Origin of the sequence: Amycolatopsis pithecellobii (genome assembly GCF_009707865.1) — a bacterium.
GTDB lineage: Bacteria > Actinomycetota > Actinomycetes > Mycobacteriales > Pseudonocardiaceae > Amycolatopsis_E > Amycolatopsis_E pithecellobii.
In genome coordinates, this window is the sequence record NZ_WMBA01000013.1 from 42,513 (window position 1) to 64,120 (window position 21,608).

Sequence of the window (21,608 nt, forward strand, 5' to 3'; positions counted from 1 at the left end):
CGCGTGTCCGGGCTACCGGTCGATGATCATCTGGTCGTCAGCCGATCGCGTTGATCGCCGCTTCGGCGACCTTGGTGTCGTCGGTCCAGTGGCCGCCGGAGACGCCGATGCCGCCGACGGCGTGACCGTCGATGATGATCGGTAGCCCTCCGCCGAAGGGGATCAGGCGAGCGATGCCGCCGGGGGCGCCCATGGCGAGCGGGCTGTCGTTCGTCATGAAGTCGTGCCATTGGCCGGTGGGCATACCGAACCCGGCGGCGGTGTAGGCCTTGTCCTGGGCAATCTGGATGGCTTGCGGGGGAGCACCGTCCATGCGGGTGAAAGCGCTCAGCTGCCCGGCGGCATCGACGACCGCGATCGCGGACCGCTGGCCGGCAGCTGCGGCGGCGGTGACGGCGGCGTCGACGATCTGGCGGGCGGCGGCGTTGGTGATGGTGGGGACCTGGCGGATGGGTGCCATTGATGCTGCCTCCTTATTCGATGGCTGATAGTCAACAGTATGCAGGCTGATTGTGCAACGTGTGCTACGTGGAGCCAGTAGGCTTGTCGCATGGGTCACTACTCGGAGCGGCTGCTGACCTTCGTCAAGCGTGCGGAACAGGCCACTCAACAGGCCAAGGAGCAGGTGCTGCGGGAGTTCGGTCTCACGCCCGCTCAGCAGGCCGCACTGACCATCTTGAGTTACCACGACGGCATCACCTCCGCCGAACTAGCCCGGCAATGTCAGGTCACGCCGCAGACCATGAACAGCACGGTGGGGCGCTTGCTGAGCCGTGGCCTGGTCCAGCGCGCCGCCCATCCCGTGCATCGCACCCTGCTCGAGATCCGGCTCACCGACCAGGGGCGTGAGGTGTTCGACCGCGCCGACGCGCGCGTCACAGCACTGGACAACGACCTCGCCGCGAACCTCACGTCCGGCGAACTCAAGACGCTCAAAGCACTGCTGGCCCAGGTGACCGAAGCCGCACAACGCGCCGGCCACGCGCTGCCGTTCTGACGGTCATTTGTCCCAGCCGAAGGGGATAGCGGGCCTGGTTGCCGCCGAGTAGAAAAAACACCGGCTCGCTGAATTCAAGCTCTCGGTTGGAGATGGCAATGGCTCGACCAGGTACGGCAACTCTGCGCGATAACGCGATCGGCTCGCCCGAAAATGGGAAACTGACGCCGGTCATGCTCAATCACGCGGCATGGGTCACGCATGACGTGGAGAGCACGGCCGCTTTCTACACCAAAATCATGGGTATGGAGCTCGCAAGCACCATTTATGACGACAAGGTTCCGTCGACGGGTGACAGTTTTCCGTACTTTCACATCTTCTTCCGGATGCAGGACGGGTCGACGATCGCCTTTTTCGAGGCGCCCGGCCTGCCGGATCGTCCCGAGAGCACCCATCCCGCCTACGAGGTCTTCGACCATCTTGCCCTGCAGGCGGCCGATCGCGGCGACGTCGACCGGTGGCTCGCGTGGCTCCGCGAAAACGACATCGAGGTGATCGGACCGATCGATCACAAGGGTTTTGTCTACAGCATCTACTTCCATGACCCCAACGGCATCCGCCTCGAGATCACGACACCACTGGATCCCGAATGGAACCGGCACACCGAGCAGGGCGAAATCGACCTCGCCAAGTGGTGTGGGACGAAGAAGAAGGCACAGGCGGAAGGACGCGACGTTGCGGAGGCACTGCTCGAACTCATCCGCGAAGAGCGCAAGCGCTACGGGCATTCCTGAGTCGGAAGGGCATCAGCGGATGTCGTCGGACAACTCGCTCGATTTCGACTGGGTGCACCTGGCCTACGATGAATCGGCAGCGTTCACCGAAACCTACGGCTTCGCGGGAAACCAGGGCGCGGTCAACCTCGAGGGGATACTGATACGTCCGCACGGCGTGCCGTCCCGCACGCTCTACGTGATGATGCACCCCGCGTCGACTCTCCAGCTGCTGCCTGTTCCACGGGCGATGGCGGCTGCCGGCGCACACGTTCTGTGCGCCGGCAGCCGCTACGCCCGCAACGACACCGCGTGTGTGCTGGAGAAGGTTCTGCTCGATCTCGGAGCCTATATCTCGCATGCGAAAAACGTGTGGGAATACGAGCAAATCGTGCTCCTTGGCTGGAGTGGTGGTGGCTCGCTCGCGCTCTTCTACCAGTCACAGGCCGAACATCCCAGCATCACGCACACTCCGGCAGGCGACCCGGTGGACATCACGAGTGCCGGCCTGATGCCCGCGGACGCCGTCGTTTTCCAGGCCGCACATATCTCACGTGCGCGGATGCTTTCCGAGATGATCGACCCCTCGGTCCGCAACGAGCTCGATCCCGATGACCGGGACCCTGAGCTCGACATCTATGCCCCCGGCAATCCGAACCGCCCGCCATACCCGGCCGAGTTCGTGTCCCGATATCGGGCCGCCCAGCTGGACCGGGTGCGGCGGATCACGGCGGGGGTGAAGCAGCAGCTCAACCAGCTGAGGCAGCTCGGTACCGGGGAAGTGGAACGCGGCTTCGTCACACACCGGACGCTGGCCGACCCACGGTTCCTCGATGCGACACTCGATCCGAATGGCAGGCGGCCTGACTGGTGTTACCTCGGCAAGCCGGAAACGGTGAACAACGGGCCTGTGGGGCTGGCACGTTTTTCGACACTGCGCGCCTGGCTGTCGCAATGGTCGATCGACGACACCAACGCTGATGGTCTGCGTAGCGCTTCCCGGATCAGTGTCCCATTCCTTGCCATCGAGAACAGCGCTGACGACGCGGTTCCCGAGCCGCATATCCGGTCCGTGTTCGAGGCGGCGGCATCGCGGGACAAACAGTTCGTGACCATCGAGGGGGCCACGCACTATTACGCCGGTCAGGCCGGCAAGCTCGAGGAGGTGACCCGAATCTCGATGGATTGGGCCCGCGAGCAGGCAAATCGCGGCAGGCAAGGTCCTCGAGGGTGAACTACGACGTGGCGCGGCTGCCGCCGAGTCCGGCATGTCCGCGGAGGTAGCGCTCCTCCCAGAGGTCGAGATACCACAGGAGCAGTTCGCGTTGCGTCGTGATCTCCAGCCGCTGGTAGGCGCGCTTGCGGTAGGTGGTCGCCGTCTCGTCACCGATATGGAGATCGATCGCGATGTCGTTCGACGACATACCGTAGAGAATGCGTGCGCAGACCTGCTTCTCGCGGGGGCTCAGGGGAATCCGGCTGTTCGTAAGGCAGTTCTCGATCTGATCCAGGGAAGTCAGTGCCCGGCGAAGGTTCAGGTCCTGGCGAAGTACGCCGACATGTTTGTCGATGATCGCCAGCAGCACCGACGAGACCTCGTGTACCTGCCGGAGATCCTCGCCGCCGAATATGCCGGCCTTCGAGGTGCGTAACACGCTCAGGCCGATGACCCCCGTCGCCGAGCGGCCGCACAACAGAACCCGGTCGCAGACGCCGGCCCTCGTGTACAACCGGTCACGGTAGGCCACATCGGGAAGCTCCCGGACCGCCATGTGTACCACACTGGACGTGTGCCGCCCGGTGAGTTGCTTGCGGGACTGGAGGATCATCGGGTCACTCTTCCACCGCTGGCCCTCGAGATAGAGCCGAGCCTGCCGCTGCGCGACATCGATGCTGTTCAGGCCGGCCGTGGTGACCATCTGCCCACCGAGGGAGTTCAGGTGGAATACCGTGCAATAGTCGGCGCCGCACACGTCGTGCAGCAGCGCGAGAAGCCGGTTACCGAAGTCCCGCTCACCGATGCCGTCGACAAGGCCGGCCAAGCCGGCCGGCGAGGAACTGATGGGCGGCTCGGCAGAAACCACGAATGTCATGGGCCACCAGCCTTCCTGATCTCCGTTGACCTGCTGGGACGGGCATCCGACGTTAACAAGGAGGGCGTGCCTGGTGCTGTCCCCTGCCAGGGGGACAGCACCAGGCTTCAGTCTTCCGGAGCGATGGTGACGTTGAGGCCATCGAGGTCCTCGGAGAACGGGATCTGGCAGGCGAGGCGGGAGGTGGGGCGACGGTGATCGCTGCTTTCGAGCAGGTCGGATTCGTCCTCGCTCTGCGGCGGAAGGAGGTTCGAGCATTCCGGGTCCACATAGACGTGGCACGTGGCGCAGGAGAGGCAACCACCGCAGAGCGCGAGAAGCTCGTCGATCCCGTTGTCGCGAATCAACTCCATGACCGAAAGGCCGTCCACCCCCACCACGGTGTGCTCGTGGCCGTCGCGATCGGTCACCACAATCTTGCTCATGTGTCATCCATTCCCACGTGTTTCGAGCATCTGCTTGAGCGGTTCGCCGACGTCGGCAAGCCGCTCCGGTGCCACTTCGGCCCCGTGGAGCACGAGGGCGCGTCCCTGGACGTAGTCCTTGACGGCATTGACGCAGTCGAGTGCGATCACCCGGCCTCGTCTCAGATATACAACCGAGAAACTCCGGGTTTCCGGGTCGCCGCGGAGCACCTCCTGGTCGTATCCGGCCGACAGCCCTACCGTCTGGAGCTTGAGATCGAACTGGTTCGACCAGAACCAGGGCACCGCGCGGTATGCGACCTCTTCACCCATGGCGGCTTTCGCGGAGACGAGGGCCATCTCATGGGCGTTCTGCACCGATTCCAGCCGGATCTCCCGCCCGTCGGCGAACGGGTTGACGTGCAGTGCGCAGTCCCCGATCGCGAAGATCGAGGGAAGTGACGTGCGGCAGAACTCGTCGACCGCGACACCGTCGCCGCCTCGGGCGCCCGCCGCGAGCAAAGGCTCGACCGCGGGCACGATTCCGATCCCGACGATGACCACGTCGGCCGGGAGCACCTCGCCCGAGGTCAGCCGGACACCACACACACGGCCCGCGGTGCCGTCGATCCGGTCGACGCTGGAGTGGAGCCGGACGTCGACGCCGTGCGCCCGATGCTGCTCTTCGTAGAAACGCGACAGTTCGCACCCCGCGACACGGGCGAGCACCCGCTCCTGCGTTTCGACCACGGTCACCTGTTTTCCGGTTTTCGCCAGCACCGCCGCGGCTTCCAGGCCGATGTAGCCGCCACCGATCACCACGACACGGCCGGCCCGCCCCAGGTCGCTCAACAGCCGGTCGACGTCCTTGTAGGACCGCACATAGTGCACGCCGGCGAGATCATGCCCAGGACACCTGACCCTTCGCGGGCGGCCCCCGGCGCACCAGATCAACTGCCCATAGCCGATTGTCCGGTCGTCGTCCATGCGGACGGTCCTGCGGACCGGATCCACCGCGCCCACCCGATGCCCCAGGTAGATCTCGACGTGGCGATTGTGCCAGTACGAAGGTGCGCGGATCAGAAGCCGGGTGACGTCCTTCTGCCCGGCTAGGTACTCCTTCGACAGTGGTGGCCGCTCATAGGGGAGCACGTCCTCGTCACCGACGATCGCCAGGGTGCCGTTGAATCCTCGCTGCCGAAGCGTGGTGGCCGCATGCGCTCCGCCATGCCCGCCGCCGACGATCAGGATGTCGAAGCAAGCGTTCGAGGTCACCAAAACCGTTGCCCGCCTTATCGAACTGAATACTGTGCCGTTCGGTTCAGGCGGGAAGTCTAAAGCGGCCTCGCGGCGGGTGAAGACCCCTGCGACGGGGACGGGACAGCGCGGCCGACCTGCGCCGTCCCGACGCGGGGGGACTCCCGCCGGCGCCTTTTGTGGTTAGCCTCCCGTATCGGTTCTGGTCATCGAATCCCAGGCCTTGATTCCCAGCCTCATCGAGGAGGATGACGATGCTGAAGAACACCTGGTATGCCGCGGCGTGGTCGGACGAACTGGTCCACGGCCGGCCTTTGGGGCGGCGATTTCTGAACGAGCCAGTGGTCATGTTCCGGCAAGCGGACGGCACACCTGTGGCGTTGAGCGACCTTTGCCCACACCGGTTCGCACCGCTGCATCGGGGCAAGCAGGTGGGCGATGTCATCCAGTGCGGTTACCACGGCCTGGAGTTCGGCGCTGACGGCCGGTGCGTACGCAATCCTCATGGCAAGGGCGTGCCTTCGGGTGCCCGCGTGCGCCGTTATCCCATGGTCGAGCGGTACAACCTGCTGTGGATCTGGCCGGGTGCGGGAGAACCAGACGACACCCTGATTCCCGGCGAATTCGCGTTCCTCACCGAAAGCGGGCGCGCGCACAATCGTGGATACATCAATGCGAATGCCAACTATCTGCTCATGCTCGACAATTTGATGGACGTCTCGCACGCGCTGTATCTGCATTCGGGCAGCCTCACCACCGAGGACATGCGGCAGAACTACGAACCCAAGGTCGGCATCGAGGACGGTGTGACGAAGCTGGTCATCAACCAGTACGAGGTCGTTCCGCCGCCGTTCTGGGCGGCCGCGCTTCCGCCCGGGACCGAGCGCGTCGACGTGCGTGAGACCTCGCACGGGCACATGCCGTCCTTGGTGATGCACGAGATGGTGTACAGCCAGGTTGGCCGGCCCCCGTACAGCGAAGGCGGGGTTTCCTCCCGATCGGCGCATTTGTACACGCCCGAGACCGACGGCACGACGCACTATTTCTACTGCCTTTCCCGGGACTTCCACCGCGACGATGCCGAAGTCCACGAAAAGATCAGTGCGGAGCTCCACCGGATCTTCACGACCGAGGACGTGCCGATGATCGAGGCACAACAACGTCTCATCGGCGACCGGGACCTGATGTCGATGAAACCGGCGCTGATCCACACCGACAAGGCATCGGTGTTGATGCGCAGGCACCTCGCCGGGCTCATCGAAAAGGAGAAGGCCGCTGCCGGCGAGCTGGCCGGTGCGAACCATTGAGGTCAGCGGAGGGAACGCGAAGCGAGACATGCACCATGGACGATCGCACGCACACGCCGGTTCTGATCGCCGGAGGCGGGCCGGTCGGCCTCGCACTGGCGCTCGACCTCGGCCGGCGGGGAATTGCTTCCACGCTCGTCGAGCGCGATCCTGGCACCGGGACCGAGCTGCTGGCCAAGGCGGACCTGCTCAACGAGCGCAGCATGGAATTCTGCCGGCTTCTCGGAATCGCCGACGAGGTCGCCAATTCCGGCTTTCCCGATGATGTGCCACGCGACACCGTGTACTGCACTTCGCTGAACGGCTATCTCATCGGCCGCGAACCGCTCCCGTCCACAAAGGAGAGGCCACTGCCGCCGCAGACGCCCGAGATGCACCGGCGATGCCCGCAGTTCCTGTTCGATCCGTTGCTGGCGCGTGCCGTCGCTCGGCGAGGCATGACCGATCTGCGGTACAGCACCGAACTCGAGTCGTTCGTCCAGGACGATGACGGCGTGACCTGCGTGGTGCGGAGGACGGATGACCGGTCGCGCCAGGAAGTTCGGGCGCGGTATCTGGTGGGATGTGACGGCTTGACCTCCGGGGTGCGCAAGGCACTGGGAATCTCGTTCGGCGGTGTCCAGCTGGACTATTCGGTCAGTGTGGTGGTGCGGGCTGAGCAACTGACGCGCTTCCACCCCTTCGGTATGGCGGAACGGTACATGTTCATCGGTCCGGAGGGCACCTGGGCGAACCTGACCTCCGTCGACGGGCGGTCGCTGTTCAGGTTCACGATGGTCGGATCCGAGGAGAAGCTGGACCCCGACCACCTCGACATGCACGCACTGCTGCGGCGCGCCTTCGGCCGGCCCGATATCCCCTACGAGCTCATGCGGGTCATGCCGTTCCGGCGTAGCCAGTTCACCGCGGAGCGATTCCACTGTGGACGGGTGTTCCTCGCTGGCGACGCGGCCCACACCATGTCGCCGACCGGTGGGCACGGCCTGAACACCGGGCTGGGGGATGTGACGGATCTGGGCTGGATCCTTGAGGCATCGGTGCGTGGCTGGGGCGGCCCGGCGCTGGCCGGTGCCTACACCGCGGAGCGCAGGCCGGTCGCCTTACGCAACGGCTCCAGTTCGACCCGGAACTACGCCGCGTGGGTCGATCGCGAAGGACGGGAACTGGTACTGGAGCCCGGGCCGGAGGCCGATGCCCAGCGCGAGGCACTGGGCCGGACACTCACCGAGAAACTGAAGCAGGAATGGCATTCATTCGGTATCGCCATGGGCTACGACTACGCCGGCTCACCGGTCATAGTCCCGGACGGCTCGTCCGCGCCGCCGGACGAACCCAGCAGCTATGTCCAGACTGCACGCCCCGGCCACCGCGCGCCCCACGCCTGGCTACCGGACGGCAGGTCGATCATCGACCTCTTCGGCGGGGGGTTCGTCCTTCTGCGCTTCGGCACGGATGCCGCGGCGACCGGCGCGATCGAGAGCGCGGCGCGGAGCGCGGGGATGCCGCTCGAGTGCCTGACGATGACCGACCCTCATCTCGCGGCTCTCTACGAACGCAGGCTGGTGCTGGTTCGCCCGGACGGAATGGTCGCCTGGCGCGGAGACACGGCACCGGAAGATGCACAAGCCCTTGTGGACCACGTCCGCGGCGCGGCGAAGACACCCGCTGGGGCTGATCGAGAAGGAGAAACGCATGGCACAGCGCACTTTCGCGGTGGCACCGGGAATCCCGTCGGCTCGGCACAGCGTCACTGAAGCCGAACTCCGTGCGGCCGGAGTCGATCTGCTCCGCGACTTTCCCGGATCATCGCCGTCGGACTTCCGGAAATACCCGGTCCTTTCCGAAGGGGGCTGGTTTCTGACCATCAAACACCAGCCAACCCTCCGTGTTGTCGACCGTGTGTGCTGGCGCCTGCTCGGGCCGCTCGAACTGACATCCGAGGGACTCGACATATGAAACCGGTCGAGGATGGAGACGAGGCGGACATGACCAAGATGATCGGTGTGGACGTCGGTGGCACGTTCACCGATGTCGTCGCGATCTCCGGCGGCGAGATCGTCACGGTGAAGGTGCCCACGGTCGTCGGCCGCACCGAGGAGGGAGTGCTGGCCGGCGCGCGGGAAGCGGGCGTGGGGGACGCCGGCATCTTCAATCACGCCAGTACCCAAGGACTGAACGCGATCATTACCCGGCGATTGCCGAAGATCGGGTTTCTGACCACTCTGGGCCATCGGGACATGCTCGACGGCGGTCGTGTGTACCGTCCGGCCGCCGGGCTCACCGATCCGCACTGGCGCAGGTCTTTCGGCGACGCCGGCCGGCCACTCGTGCCACGCTATCTGCGCCGCGGCATCCGTGAACGCGTTTCCGCTGACGGCACCGTCGTCATACCGCTCGACGAGGACCATGCCCGGACGCAGCTGCGTGTGCTGAAGCGATGCGGTGTGCAGGGAATCGCGGTCTGCCTGGTGAACTCTTATGTCGACGGCAAGCACGAAAGCCGGCTTCGTGAACTCGTCGCGGAAGAGCTCGGTACCGTCCCCTGCTCGATCTCGAGCGACGTATCACCGCTTGCGAAGGAATACGCGCGAGCATCGACGACGGTGATCGACGCGTGCATGCGCATCATTTACGGCCACTACACGGAGCGTCTTCAGGACGGACTTCATGAAAGCGGTTTCCGCGGATCGATCAATTACGCCAATTGCGCGGCGCAACTCGCGCCGGTCGAAGCGGCCATGGAACGACCGTTCGAGATCGTGTTCGCCGGGCCGGCCGCCGGCACCATGGCGAGCAGGCATTTCGGCGGCGGCATCGGAGTCGCACAAATCATCTGCGCCGACGTCGGGGGCACATCCTGCGATTTCAGCGTTATCACGGACGGGCGTTCGACGACCAACACCACGTTCGAACTGGAGCACGACCTGTCCGTCAACGCGTTGTCGACCGAGATCAGGAGTATCGGGGCCGGCGGCGGAAGTGTCGTGGGTGTGGACGCGGGCGGTGCGATCACGGTCGGCCCGGCGAGCGCCGGTTCCGATCCGGGCCCGGCGAGCTACGGCCGCGGCGGCACGGTCCCGACCACCACCGACACCTTCCTGCTGATGGGCGTTCTCGATCCCGGCGACTTCGCGGCCGGACGGCTGAAACTGGACCGTGCCCTCGCCAGAGAGGCGTTCGATCGCCTCGACACAGCGCTGCCTTTCGAGCAGCGCGTTCGGTTCGCCTTCCGGATGGCTGTCAACAACATTGCCGAAGGAGTGGTCAATACCGGCGTCCGTCATGGAATCGACACGCGCGATTTCGCCCTGATGGCCTTCGGCGCGGCCGGCCCGATGCTGCTGCCCGCGGTCCTCGACATCGTCAACTGTGCCGAGTGCATCGTGCCGCCGCATCCCGGGCTGTTCTCCGCGCTCGGGCTGGTGAGCTCCGACCAGGTTTTCTCCGCCAGCCGTACCGCCTACATCGAGCTGGCCCCGGCGGCCACCGAGACGATCGGTGATCTGTTCGCGGAAATGGAGACCAAACTCCGTGAGCGGCTCGGATTCGCACAGCACGAGGTGAGGATCACCCGCAGCTTCGACGGCTATCTCGCCGGGCAGTCGTGGGAAACGCCGTTCGTCCCGGCGCCTCCGGGGCCGATCGACACCGCGGCAGTCGAGGAGATGGTGTGGAACTTCCACGACACCTACCAGGCTCGCACCGGAAACCGGTTCGAGGCGCTGGGCGTCGAGGCGGTGACCTTCCGGGTTCAGGCGATCGTCCCGGTCTCGAAGGTGAGCTACCCCATGGCGCCGGCGGCCAGGACACGACCACCGGTCCCGCGCCGGCGCCGCGAGGTGCGGTACCTCGCCGAGCGACCGATCGAAGCACCGGAATACGAGCGCTCCGATCTGCACCAGGACGACGAGATCCGCGGCCCGGCGATTGTCCGGGAGTCGCTGTCGACGACGTTCATCGTTCCCGGCCAGGTGATGAAGGTCGGACGGTACGGAGAACTGCGCATCCGCAACACCGCATGAGAGCAAGGAAACCTGGCAATGGACATCAACAACACGGCTCCGGTCGCGGTTCGCGATCTCGACGAGCCGGCATTCGCCGGCCGTTACCAGGCGGACCGCTTCACCATCTCGGTCATCGCCAACCGTATGCGCTACGTCATGCAGCACGTCTGTACCGGGCTCCTACGCGAGTCGTTCTCACCGATCATGCGTGAATGGTTCGATTTCGGTGCCGCGCTGAACGGGCCGCCGGAGCTGAACTACGCGTTGAGCGCGTTCGGTGACAGTCTGATCATTTTCGCCGGCGCCATGGAACCAGCGGTCCGCAATACCGTGGAGGAGTACCGGCCCCGGCACCTCCGGCCTGGCGATCTGCTGATCTGCAACGACCCGTACCGGTGCGGCACACACGTCAACGACATCGCGTTCATCCGGCCGATTTACCACGGCGAACGGCTCATGGGGTTCGCGACGATCCGGGCGCACCAGCTGGATATCGGTGGCACGGTCCCGGCCGGATTCAGTGCGGGCAAGCGCAATGTCTACGAAAACGGTCTTGTCATCCCGCCGATGCTGTTGTATCGCGACGACGAGCCGATCGCTTCGGTGTTCACATTGATCTTCGACAATTCGCGCTTTCCTCAGGTACTGCTGCCCGATATCAAATCGATCTTCCAGTCGCTGCGGCTGGCGGAACGGCTGCTGGGCGAGACGATCGACCGGTACGGAGAGGACGCGTTTTTCGGCGCGATGCGCTACAACACCGACGTTTCGGCCGACGCGATGCGGGAAGCGATCCGGACCAAGATTCCCGACGGCGTCTACGAAGGTGAGGAGATCATCGACGCCGACGCGGTCGATGACAGCCTGGAGTACCGGATCAAGATCACCATCTCCAAGTACGGCGACGCCGTGGAAGTCGATCTCGGCGGCACTTCCGGGCAGGCACGAAGCAGTATCAACTGCTCGGCGTTCGACACCATGACCGCGGTGTCGGTCGCGCTGAAACTGCTGATCGAACCGCACGTGCCGTTCTCCTCCGGCTACGCCCGCAATATCGATGTCGTGGTGCCACCCGGCACGATTCTGAGTGCCACCCCACCCGACGGTGCGATCATGATGTACTTCGAGTGCTCCCACCTCGTGGTGGCGGCGGTCTGCAAGGCACTGAACAAGGTCCTGGGTGCGGATGCCATCGGCGGTGCGCACGGGTCGGGCATGGTCCACGTGGCCACCGGCCGCCGTGCCGATGGAACCCCGTGGGTGTCGGCCGCGGAGTGTGGCGGCGAAAAGGGGCCGTGGGGCGCGTCCAAAGCCGGCGACGGTGACAGCTATACGGTCGAGCGCCTGATCAATGCGATGGATGTGCCGGTGGAGTCGACCGAGCAAGGCTCACCGGTCCTGATGATGCGCCGTGAGTACGTGACCGACTCCGGAGGGCCCGGTTTGTATCGCGGTGGCGCGTCGGTCCGCCGGGACACCTGCTGGCTCACGCCCGCTGATCATGTCAGCACGCCCTTGCATTCCAAGGCGACGGCCGGGTTCGGGGCGAATGACGGTGGTGCCGGTGCGGTGGCGGCAACGTGGATTTTCCCGCGCGAGGTGTTCGACGTCGAGGCGGAGGCGGACCTGTTGCCGACAGATCCCGGGATCTACCGCGAATCGATACCGGTGAGCGGGATGCTTCACCCGGACACGAAAGTGCCCGATCCCGGCGGCGAGTATTTCTATTTCGGACGTGTGCCGTTGTGGCATACCGCACCCGGCGCGCATTTCCGCTATCAGACCGGCGGCGGTGGCGGATGGGGACACCCGTGGAAACGTGACCCGGAACGGGTCCGTGCGGACGTACGTGACGAATACGTCTCGATATCGGGCGCCCTGCGCGACTACGGAGTCGTGATCACAGGAGACCCGGCGCTCGACCCGGAGGGGCTCCGGATCGATGTGGAGGCCACCCGGCGCGCCCGCGAGCAAATGTGCGATCAGGCAGGCCAGGAGGGAAAAGAATGACACCGACGATCCATGACGCCATCGATGTCCACGCGCATTCGATGCTGCCGAGCTGGTACCAGATGCTGGCGAAGAAATTCGGCACGCCCGATCCGCGGATAGAGGGGGTCGCCATTCCTGAGTGGAGCCCCGAATTGGCCATCGAGGTGATGGACCGGTACGGCATCCAGGCGATGGTCCTGTCCAACCCCATCGGGACGAAGGACCTGTCGGGCGACGAGGCGGTGTCGTTGGCGCGCCGCATGAACGACGAATCGGCCGAGATTCTGGCCCGGTATCCGACCCGCTTCGGCGCCTTTGCGGCCCTGCCCCTGCAGGATATCGACGCGACGCTCGCGGAGCTGGACTACGCCTTGGACACGCTCGGCTTCGACGGCGTCTGCCTGCAGACGAGCTTCGAGGGTGCCTACCCGGGACATCCGCGGTTCGAGCCCATGTTCGCCGAGCTGAACCGCAGGCAGGCCACCGCCTTCGTGCATCCGGTGAGTCCGGTCTATTCGGCTCAGGTCGACGTTCCGGTGATCACGGGGATGCTCGAATTCGTTTTCGACAGCACGCGCGCGGTGGTGAGCCTGGTCTGCTCGGGGCTGCGGCAGAAGTACCCCGATTTCCATTACATCGCCACACATGGCGGTGGGACGCTACCGTACCTGGCCGACCGGATTTCCTTCGTCACCGAGGAACGGGGCACCGGCTACGAAAAGCAGCTCAGCTACGACGAGGTGGTGGCGGGCCTGCGGACCATCCATTTCGACCTGGCGATGACAACCTCCCGGGAAGCGCTGGTGTCGTTGCGCGAGCTGGTGCCGGCGAGTCAGCTGCTGATCGGATTCGATTATCCGATGGTGCCGGAAAAGTACATCCGGCCGGCGATGGACAAGCTGCTTTCCTCCGGTGTCTTCAGTGAAGCCGAACTGGCTGCCATCGCGAACGAGAACAGCCTGCGGTTGATGCCGAGCCTGGCGAAGCGGCTGGGCAAGTAGATAACCGAACTGGGGCCTCAACGGTGAGGAGAACGATGATGTCCGCTACGACGCCTCGTGATGCCGATTCGATTCGAGACGTGATCGACAGCTCGCCCATCAGCCGGTTCCAAGCACTGGTGGTGGGAATCAGTGTCGGGCTCAGCTTGGTCGACGGGTTCGACCTGTTCGTGATGTCATTCGCGGCGTCTCCGATCGCGAAGGAGTGGTCGCTCAACGGATCCCAGGTCGGTTTGCTGCTCAGCAGCGGCCTGCTGGGAATGGCGCTCGGCTCGGCCTTCGTCGCGCCCCTGGCGGACCGGGTCGGCCGGCGGCCGTTGAGCATCGCATGCCTTTCGCTGTCGGTCGCCGGCATGGGTCTCGCGATTCTCACCACCGGGTTCGCCGGGCTCGCGCTGTGTCGCATCTTGACCGGTTTGGGCATCGGCGGGCTCGTCGCGAGCCTGCCCGTGATCATCGCCGAATACTCGCCACGGCGCCGGCGCGGTGCGCTGATCGCGCTGTACGCGGCGGGACTGCCGTTCGGGGGGATCATAGGCGGGTTCGTGGCGACCTTCGTCACGACGGAACTGGGCTGGAGGGCGAGTTTCGCCGTCGGTGCCGGGCTGACGTTGCTGCTCCTGCTGGTCGCGGTGGCGGCGCTGCCGGAATCGCTCGATTTTCTCCTCGTCCGGCGGCCGAAGCGGGCGCTCGAGCGAGTGAACGCGCTGCTCGCACGGATGGGCCGGAACCTCGTCGAGGAGTTGCCGGTGGCGGTCCGGGTCCGTGAGGACCGGGTCGGGGCGGCGGTGCTGAGCGGGCGGAACGGGATTCGCTCCGTGCTGCTCTGGATCAGCTATTTCGTGGCGTACGGGTGTTACTTGTTCGCGGCGAGCTGGATGCCGCTGCTGCTGCAGCGGAGTGGATTCAGCTCGCACCAGAGCATCAACGGCGGCACGCTGATGAGCGCCGGGGGAGTGGCCGGCATCCTGTTGTTCGGCGGGCTCGCGCTGGTTTGGTCGGCCCGGATGCTGACGGTCGCGTGTTTCGTCGGTCTGGGATTGACGTTCGTGGCCATCTCGATATCGGCCGGCAGCCCGGTGCTGATTCTCCTCGTCGCGGCGGCGATGGGCATTTTCGGCAACGCGGTCGCCGCCGGGTTGTTCGCGATCGCGCCCGATCTCTATCCGGCGGCCGTCCGGAGTACCGCGGTCGGATGGGCCGTCGCGATCGGCAGGATCGGGGCGATCGTTTCGCCGGTGCTCGCGGGCTTGCTCGTCGACCAGAAGTGGTCGACCCAGCAGATTTTCGGTGTGTTCGCACCCCCGATGGCCGTGGCGGCACTGGCGACCCTCGGTCTTGGCGGGAGGCGGCTCGCACGTTCCCGCAAACCGGCGCTCGACCCGGACAAGGCGACCGATGTTGTGTCGTAGGTCCGGATTGTCCCCTGTTCGTGAATACCAAGGTGTTGTGAGGTTTTATGACCGGGAGCATTGAAATCGTGGAGGTCGCGCCGCGCGACGGCCTGCAGAACGAAGAGGTCGTGCTGTCCACATCGGACAAACTGAAGCTGATCGAGCGCGCGATCGAAGCAGGCGCGAAGCGCATCGAAGCGACCAGCTTCGTCAATCCGGCACGAATTCCCCAGATGGCCGATGCGGAGGCCGTGGCGGCAGCACTGCCTCGCGAACGAGGCGTCACGTTCGTCGGTCTGGTCCTCAACAAGCGCGGCGCGATCCGCGCGGTGGATGCGGGAATGGACGAGCTGGGTGCCGTCGCCGTGGCATCCGACGGGCTGGGCCGCCGTAACCAAGGCCAGAGCAGCGCCGAGTCGGTTGCCGTGGCCGGTGAAATCGTCGAATTCGCCCACGCCCAGGGCCGTGCAGCGCAAATCACCATCGCGGCGGCTTTCGGTTGTCCCTTCGAGGGAAACGTCGCGCCCGGTCGCGTTATCGCTATCGCGCGACAGGTTGCGGAGAGCAAGCCGCGTGAAGTGGCGCTCGCCGATACGATCGGCGTCGCGGCACCGGGCCAGGTCGGGAAACTCGTTCGCGCGGTGCGCGAGGCTATCGCGCCGATCCCGCTGCGCGTGCATTTCCACAACACGCGTAACACCGGCCTGGCGAATGTCTGGGCCGCCGTCATGGCCGGTGCGCAGACCGTCGACGCCGCCGTCGGTGGCATCGGCGGCTGCCCGTTCTCTCCCGGCGCGGCCGGCAACGTCGCGACGGAGGACGTTGTCTATCTGCTCGAGAGGTCCGGTATCGGAACGTCGATGTCGCTCGATCAGCTCATCGAGACGGCGCACTGGCTGGGTGACGTCGTCGGGCATCGAACCCCGGGAATGGTGGCCCGTGCCGCGTCGTTTCCCCCGGTGGACTCCGTATGACTGTGCACAGCGTGTCGTCGGCAGGCCCGCTCCACGGATTGCGTGTTGTCGAGATGGGGCAGTTGATCGCCGGCCCCTTTTGCGGGCAGTTACTGGGTGACCTTGGCGCGGACGTCATCAAGATCGAGCCGCCTGGCGCCGGTGATCCGATGCGACGGTGGGGCCGCGGCGATCCTCCGGTGTGGTGGGAGGTCATCGCCCGCAACAAGCGCTCGGTGTCGATCGACTTGCGGAGGCCAGAGGGACAGGAGCTCGCCCGCCGGCTCATCATGACCGCTGATGTTCTGATCGAGAACTTCAGGCCGGGCACCTTGGAGAAATGGGATTTGGCGCCGGAGAAGCTCAGGACCGGCAACCCCCGGCTGATCGTGGCTCGCCTGTCCGGCTACGGCCAGGACGGACCCTACGCGCAGCGCACGGGATTCGGTCTGGTCGGCGAGGCCATGGGCGGGCTCCGCCACATCGTGGGTTCTCCTGACCGGCCGCCGTCGCGGGTCGGCATCTCGATCGGTGATTCGCTGTGCGGCACATACACGGCACTCGGCATACTCGCGGCGGTTACCGAAAGGCAGTGCTCCGGCCGGGGGCAAGTGATCGACAGCTCCCTCTACGAGTCGGTTCTCCAAGTCATGGAAAGCCTCGTCGCCGACTATTCCGTGCACGGGATCGTGCGGGAGAGAAGCGGAGCCATACTTCCTGGCATCGCCCCGTCCAATGGCTATCCGTGCCGCGACGGTCAGTACCTGATCGGCGCCAACCAGGACGCCGTCTTCGCGCGGCTTTGCGCGGCGATGGACCAGCCCGAACTGGCCCGCGATCCCCGTTTCGGTGACCACGTGGCCAGGGGCCGGCATCAGGCGGAACTGGACGAACTCATCTCGGCGTGGACGCGCGGGCACACGGTCGGCGAAATCGATGAACTGATGGTGTCGCACCGCGTGCCCGGCGGGCGTTCCTACACCGCGCGCGAGATGGTCAGCGACCCGCATTTCGCCGCACGCCAGTCGATCGTCACCCTCGATCACCCCAAACTGGGCCCGATCATGATGCAGAATGTGGCGCCGCGTTTCTCCCGCACCCCAGCCGTGGTGCGGCGCCTCGCGCCTGCTCATCCGGGGGAGCACAACCAGGAAATCCTGGGTGAGTTGCTCCGGTTGCCCGACGACCGGATCGCCGCTCTCCAGGAAACAGGGGTGATCTGAACGCGTGCCGGGTAGAGATGCCGCGGCGGCGTAGCGGCACTCACAATCCGGAGCAAGCGAGCGTGAGACGGTTGTCAGGCGAAATCGCACCTCTCGGTGGCACGCGTCCCTCGGTTAATGATCTGATGATGCGCTGTGACCGAAACGTGGCAGGTGCCGGGGTTTGCCGAGGTGGACGTACTCGGTGCGGGTGGGTTCGGCCGGGTCGTGCTCGCGAAGCACGAGGCTTCGGGGCAGTTTGTCGCGATCAAGTACCTGCGCGGTGAGCTCGGGAGCGAACCGGGGGTCGCCGACGGGTTCCGGCGGGAGGCGTGGCTGCTGCGCGGTGTCCACAGCCCGCACGTGGTACGCCTGTTCGAGTTCGTCGAGTCGCCGCGGGGCGCGGCACTGGTGATGGAGGCCGTCCCTGGGGTGTCGCTGCGGGCTCTGCTGGCCGCCGAGAAGACGCTCGCGCCGGAGTCGGCGCTGGCCATCCTGAAGGGTTCGCTCCTCGGGCTCGCCGCGGCGCACGCGGCCGGTGTCGTGCACCGCGACTACAAACCGGGCAACGTGCTGGTCTCCCGCGAGGGCAAGTCGAAGCTGGTGGACTTCGGGCTGGCCACATTGGACGGACACAGTGGACTGGTGGCGGGATCACCGTCCTACATGGCCCCGGAGCAGTGGGCAGGCAGGCCGGGTATTCCCGCAACCGATGTGTATGCGGCGACGGCCGTGTTCTTCCGGTGTATCACCGGCCACCGCCCCTTCGAAGCCGACACCACCGAGCAGCTCCGGTCCCTGCACGAGCGTGCTTCCGTGCCGCTCGACGCTGTGCCCGGGAAACTGCGCGCGCTGATCGCACGGGGCATGGCCAAGGATCCGGCGTGGCGGCCGGCGAGCGCCGAGGCGTTCGTGGCCGAACTCGAGGTGGTCGCCCGCGCGGCCTACGGCAAGAACTGGGAGCGGCGCGGCTGGAAACGGCTCGCCACCTCCGTCGCCGCGCTGACCGCCCTGACCCCGCTCGCGTTGCTGGCAACAGGGGGCGTCGCCGCCGCACCGGTCACCGCGGCGGGCGGCGCGGGAACGGGCGTGGTTGCGGCGACGGTGGGCAAGATCGTCGTCGCAGTCCTCGCGGTCGGAGCGCTCGTCGCCGGCGGGGTGTGGATCTACTCCCGCCTCGGCGACGCGCCGCGGCAGGCGGCGCTGTCCGTGACGGTGCAAACCGCGACCGGGCAGGATTCCGCGCTGCCCATCATGTATTCGCTGCAGTATCCCCAGGTGTCCGGGCACGCGGATGCCGCCATGCAGCAGCGCATCAACGACGCACTGCGCGCGCCCATCGACGAGCGGCTGCGGAGCCTGCGTCAGGAACTGGCGGACCCGGACATCCTGAACATGGTGCGGGCACGCGGTGACGTGCTCAAGGCGCACACGACGGCGAAGGTGCTGCTCCAGACCGCGGGCCTGTTGTCCGTCCGCTATGACCACACGCTCGACTCGGACGTGCTCGCCCATTCGAGCTGGCAGTTCCCCGAGACAGTCAACCTCGACCTGACCACCGGCCAGGTGACCGGGCCGCGGGACATGTTCCGGTCCGAGATCCTCACCGCGGCCGGGATGGACACGCTGACCGCCCGGCTGAGCCCACACACCAGGAACGGCTTCTGCCGCACTCCGGAAATCGGCGACTACGGGGGCGAGCAGGTGTCCATCGACGCGGCAGACAGGCCGGGCGGCGGTGACCATGTGCCGGCCGCGGACATCGGGTTCACCGCGACCGGGGTCGATTTCCTGCTCAAGTGGTACGACCTGGGATGCGACATGGCCACCGGGCAGGAAACGCTCACGTTGCCCTACGCCGAAGCCGAGGACCTCCTGCGACCGCAACTGCTGACGATGCTCGGCCGGCAGCCGCCGCCCTCGGCCCGGCCGAGCGGGAAGATGTATACCAATGCCCGATTCGGTTTCAGCACGATCGTGCCCGAGGACTACGCCGCGAGCCCGTACGAACCGGCGAACGGCGACGGAATGCAGTACACCAACGCTTCCTTGGGTGCGACGCTCACCGTGTGGGGCGCCAACGACGCCCGGGCCGCTCAGGAAATCCTGAGCGAGCGGGCCAAGGAGACGGTGGCCGAGGGCGGCCAGGTGACACATCAGCAGGCCGACGGCACCGCGTACACCATCTCCGGCTACGACGCCGACGGTCAGATCTTCTACGAACGCGGTTACACCGGGCCGGCTTCACTCGCCGCCATCCGCTGGGGCTATCCACGAGCGCACAAGGCCGACCTCGACACGCCGGTCGAAACCACCGTCAACGCCTTCCACCCGGGAGACCTCACCCGGCCCCATTGACCGGTATCCGGGCCGCGACGACCGTGGCCGCCCGCACGGCGAGGTCGCACGCCCTGGACGGATCGTCGTGCGGCGTGACCCCGACCCGCACATACTCGTCGGCGGTCACGTCCATGGACACCAAACAGCTCGTCTCGCTGGAGACCTGCATGCGCGCGGCCGCCGCATGGTGCCCGGCGATATCGGGCACCGGCTGCGCCTGCGAGCCCTCGAAGTCCATCTCGTGGCCGAGCTGGTCGTTGTCGATGATCGTGACGGCGAAGCCGTAGCCCGCGCACGACGGGTGTTCGCTCGAGCCCCTCTCCGGGTAGACGTCGTAGCGCTGCTCGAGTTCCGGCACGTCGGCGGGTTCGAGCAGGGTGCACGGGTCGGTGGCGGCGAGCGGCGTCCCGGTCTTGCCCGACCCACCCTTGGGTGCCGCCGTGTCGCCGCTGCCCCCGGTCTTCGGGTTGCCGGAGCCCGGCGGGTCGTCGTTGCAGGCCGACAGCCCCAGTACGCAGGCCAAGATCGCGGCGGTCAGCATCGCGCGTCGCATTGAGTTTCCCTCGATTCCAGTTACTTCTTGACCGGGTATGCCATGGGGGTGCGGCCGTCCTCGCCGACGCCGATGGCCGCGTACTTGCTCACCCAGTACGGTTCGACGCCGACCTCGGTGGAGAGGTCCTTGCCGGTCTTGGCGTCGAGCGCTATCGGCTTGCCGCCCTGGGTGTCGCCGTAGAGGACGCCATGCCAGGCGACGAGGACGCCGGGCGCGACACGGTTGGCGGTCTTGTCGGGCAGGCTCCAGAGCTTCTGTGCGGTCGCTGCGTCGTAGCCGGTCAGCACGCCGTCCGAGCTGCAGATCAGCACGGACTGCTGGTCGTAATAGCAGTCACCGTAGTCAGGGGCGGAACCGAAGACGCTCTCCGGGCCGACGAGTTTGGCTTTCTCAGTGCCGGTGGCGGGGTCGAGGAACAGCAGGAACGCGTCGCCATGGTTGTTGTCGTTCTGGTCGAGCACGACCAGGGCGGGGTTGGAGGCGACGAAGGCGAGCGAGCGGGAGGACTCGGCGACCCATTTCTGCTGCCCAGTCGCGATGTCGAGGGCGCCGGCCTGGACCTTGTAACTGCTGATCGTGGTGTAGTCGATGCCGACCAGGGTGTCTCCGTGAACGCTGCCGCCGCTGTACTCCTGGTGTGTCCAGAGTGTCTTGCCGGTGGCCGGGTCCAGCGCGACGGTGATGTGCTCCCCGCTGGCCCCGGGGTACCCGCCGTTCTTGTCGTAGCTGGCGATGACGGCCTTGTCGGTGACGCCGACGACCTTGGTGATGGCGTCACTGGCATCGGCGTACTCGTCAGAAGAGACGATCTTGGTGTCGGTCTGCCACGCCTTCTTGCCGGTGGTGACGTCGGCGGCGAGCACCGTGAGCGCGATGTAGCCGGGTGTGGTGCCCTGTTCGGGCACCTTGACCGGGACGGCCGCGACGGCGAGCTTGTCGGTGACGACCGGTGGCCGCGGCCCGGTGGTGTTGACGAACGGGCCGCTCTGGTTGTTCGGGTCGCCGGGTTTGCCCTCGATCGGCGCCACCCACTGCTGCTTCCCGGTGAGCACGTCCACCGCGGTCATCCCGGTGGGCGCGACGATGTACGCAGTGCGATCGCGCAGGGTGAGGAACTTCGTGGTAATGCTGCCGCCGACATTGGTGCTGAACGCCCCGGTGGGCAGCGGAACGCCCGCTTCGGCGTCGAACGCGGTGGGCGGGTCGGCTGTCTTGGCCGCCGGGGTCGTGGCGGTCGTGGTGCTCTGTGTCCCGGCACCGGTGTCCACACCGGACTGTGCTGACTGCGGGGTGGACCCGCCGCTGCAGCCACCGACTGTGATCGCTGCCACCAAGCAGGCCATGGTGGCCAGTACTCGCCGCATCTGTGTTCTCTCCCCTGGTGTTGCTCCGACG

Annotated in this window: 18 protein-coding genes; 12 read left to right on the top strand and 6 right to left on the bottom strand. The window is 66.1% G+C overall.

Annotated elements, in window-relative coordinates; genetic code table 11:
- Positions 1 to 37: 37 nt before the first annotated feature.
- A complete protein-coding gene (locus tag GKO32_RS11320) occupies positions 38 to 460 on the bottom strand; it encodes a GlcG/HbpS family heme-binding protein (RefSeq protein ID WP_154756783.1) in 423 nt (140 codons plus the stop codon).
- Positions 461 to 550: 90 nt separating this feature from the next.
- Between GKO32_RS11320 and GKO32_RS11325 the strand changes: the two genes are divergently transcribed.
- From GKO32_RS11325 to GKO32_RS11335, 3 genes are read left to right on the top strand one after another with little or no spacing between them, the layout of a single operon-like run.
- Positions 551 to 997, top strand: coding sequence for a MarR family winged helix-turn-helix transcriptional regulator (locus GKO32_RS11325; RefSeq protein ID WP_154756784.1), 447 nt, complete (start codon positions 551 to 553; stop codon positions 995 to 997).
- 38 nt (positions 998 to 1,035) lie between these two features.
- Complete coding sequence (locus GKO32_RS11330; protein ID WP_208024373.1) at positions 1,036 to 1,731, top strand: VOC family protein; 696 nt, start codon at positions 1,036 to 1,038, stop codon at positions 1,729 to 1,731.
- A 19-nt stretch (positions 1,732 to 1,750) separates the two neighbouring features.
- Positions 1,751 to 2,944, top strand: a complete 1,194-nt coding sequence (locus GKO32_RS11335) for an alpha/beta fold hydrolase domain-containing protein (RefSeq protein WP_154756785.1) — start codon at positions 1,751 to 1,753, stop codon at positions 2,942 to 2,944.
- Position 2,945: 1 nt separating this feature from the next.
- Here the strand turns inward: GKO32_RS11335 and GKO32_RS11340 are convergent, their stop codons facing one another.
- The 3 genes from GKO32_RS11340 to GKO32_RS11350 all read right to left on the bottom strand — a co-directional run bounded on the left by GKO32_RS11340 (position 2,946) and on the right by GKO32_RS11350 (position 5,482).
- Positions 2,946 to 3,803 (bottom strand): helix-turn-helix transcriptional regulator, encoded by an 858-nt coding sequence (locus GKO32_RS11340; protein WP_154756786.1) that lies wholly within the window; start codon positions 3,801 to 3,803, stop codon positions 2,946 to 2,948.
- A 107-nt stretch (positions 3,804 to 3,910) separates the two neighbouring features.
- Positions 3,911 to 4,228, bottom strand: coding sequence for a 2Fe-2S iron-sulfur cluster-binding protein (locus GKO32_RS11345; protein WP_154756787.1), 318 nt, complete (start codon positions 4,226 to 4,228; stop codon positions 3,911 to 3,913).
- Positions 4,229 to 4,231: 3 nt separating this feature from the next.
- A complete protein-coding gene (locus GKO32_RS11350) occupies positions 4,232 to 5,482 on the bottom strand; it encodes an NAD(P)/FAD-dependent oxidoreductase (RefSeq protein WP_208024374.1) in 1,251 nt (416 codons plus the stop codon).
- 236 nt (positions 5,483 to 5,718) lie between these two features.
- Here GKO32_RS11350 and GKO32_RS11355 point away from each other — a divergent pair, with 236 nt between their 5' ends.
- From GKO32_RS11355 to GKO32_RS11395, 9 genes are all read left to right on the top strand, one after another.
- The gene (locus GKO32_RS11355) at positions 5,719 to 6,771 is read left to right on the top strand and encodes a Rieske 2Fe-2S domain-containing protein (protein ID WP_166459492.1); all 1,053 of its coding nucleotides are present in this window, start codon (positions 5,719 to 5,721) and stop codon (positions 6,769 to 6,771) included.
- A 35-nt stretch (positions 6,772 to 6,806) separates the two neighbouring features.
- On the top strand, positions 6,807 to 8,525 hold the full coding sequence (locus GKO32_RS11360; RefSeq protein ID WP_154756790.1) for an FAD-dependent oxidoreductase: 1,719 nt from the start codon (positions 6,807 to 6,809) through the stop codon (positions 8,523 to 8,525).
- Positions 8,526 to 8,756: 231 nt separating this feature from the next.
- Positions 8,757 to 10,793, top strand: a complete 2,037-nt coding sequence (locus GKO32_RS11365) for a hydantoinase/oxoprolinase family protein (RefSeq protein WP_246243484.1) — start codon at positions 8,757 to 8,759, stop codon at positions 10,791 to 10,793.
- A gap of 18 nt (positions 10,794 to 10,811) precedes the next feature.
- Positions 10,812 to 12,785 carry a hydantoinase B/oxoprolinase family protein gene (locus GKO32_RS11370; RefSeq protein ID WP_154756791.1) on the top strand — a complete coding sequence of 658 codons (1,974 nt, stop codon included), beginning with the start codon at positions 10,812 to 10,814 and terminating at the stop codon, positions 12,783 to 12,785.
- Entirely contained in the window at positions 12,782 to 13,768 is a 987-nt protein-coding gene (locus GKO32_RS11375) for an amidohydrolase family protein (RefSeq protein ID WP_154756792.1), read from the top strand. The genes GKO32_RS11370 and GKO32_RS11375 overlap by 4 nt, the downstream gene beginning before the upstream one ends.
- 38 nt (positions 13,769 to 13,806) lie before the next feature.
- Positions 13,807 to 15,180 (top strand): MFS transporter, encoded by a 1,374-nt coding sequence (locus tag GKO32_RS11380; protein ID WP_154756793.1) that lies wholly within the window; start codon positions 13,807 to 13,809, stop codon positions 15,178 to 15,180.
- Between the two features lie 47 nt (positions 15,181 to 15,227).
- Positions 15,228 to 16,136, top strand: a complete 909-nt coding sequence (locus GKO32_RS11385; protein WP_154756794.1) for a hydroxymethylglutaryl-CoA lyase — start codon at positions 15,228 to 15,230, stop codon at positions 16,134 to 16,136.
- A complete protein-coding gene (locus tag GKO32_RS11390; protein ID WP_154756795.1) occupies positions 16,133 to 17,338 on the top strand; it encodes a CaiB/BaiF CoA transferase family protein in 1,206 nt (401 codons plus the stop codon). Before GKO32_RS11385 ends, GKO32_RS11390 begins: the two co-directional genes overlap by 4 nt.
- Before the next feature lie 135 nt (positions 17,339 to 17,473).
- Positions 17,474 to 19,675: a protein kinase domain-containing protein gene (locus GKO32_RS11395; RefSeq protein ID WP_154756796.1), complete on the top strand. Its 2,202-nt coding sequence runs from the start codon at positions 17,474 to 17,476 to the stop codon at positions 19,673 to 19,675.
- Here GKO32_RS11395 and GKO32_RS11400 read toward each other — a convergent pair.
- Together GKO32_RS11400 and GKO32_RS11405 are read right to left on the bottom strand one after the other, a co-directional pair.
- Positions 19,659 to 20,210: a DUF3558 family protein gene (locus GKO32_RS11400; RefSeq protein ID WP_154756797.1), complete on the bottom strand. Its 552-nt coding sequence runs from the start codon at positions 20,208 to 20,210 to the stop codon at positions 19,659 to 19,661. The genes GKO32_RS11395 and GKO32_RS11400 overlap by 17 nt on opposite strands.
- Positions 20,211 to 20,230: 20 nt before the next feature.
- Entirely contained in the window at positions 20,231 to 21,577 is a 1,347-nt protein-coding gene (locus GKO32_RS11405) for an outer membrane protein assembly factor BamB family protein (RefSeq protein WP_166459493.1), read from the bottom strand.
- Positions 21,578 to 21,608 lie beyond the last annotated feature (31 nt).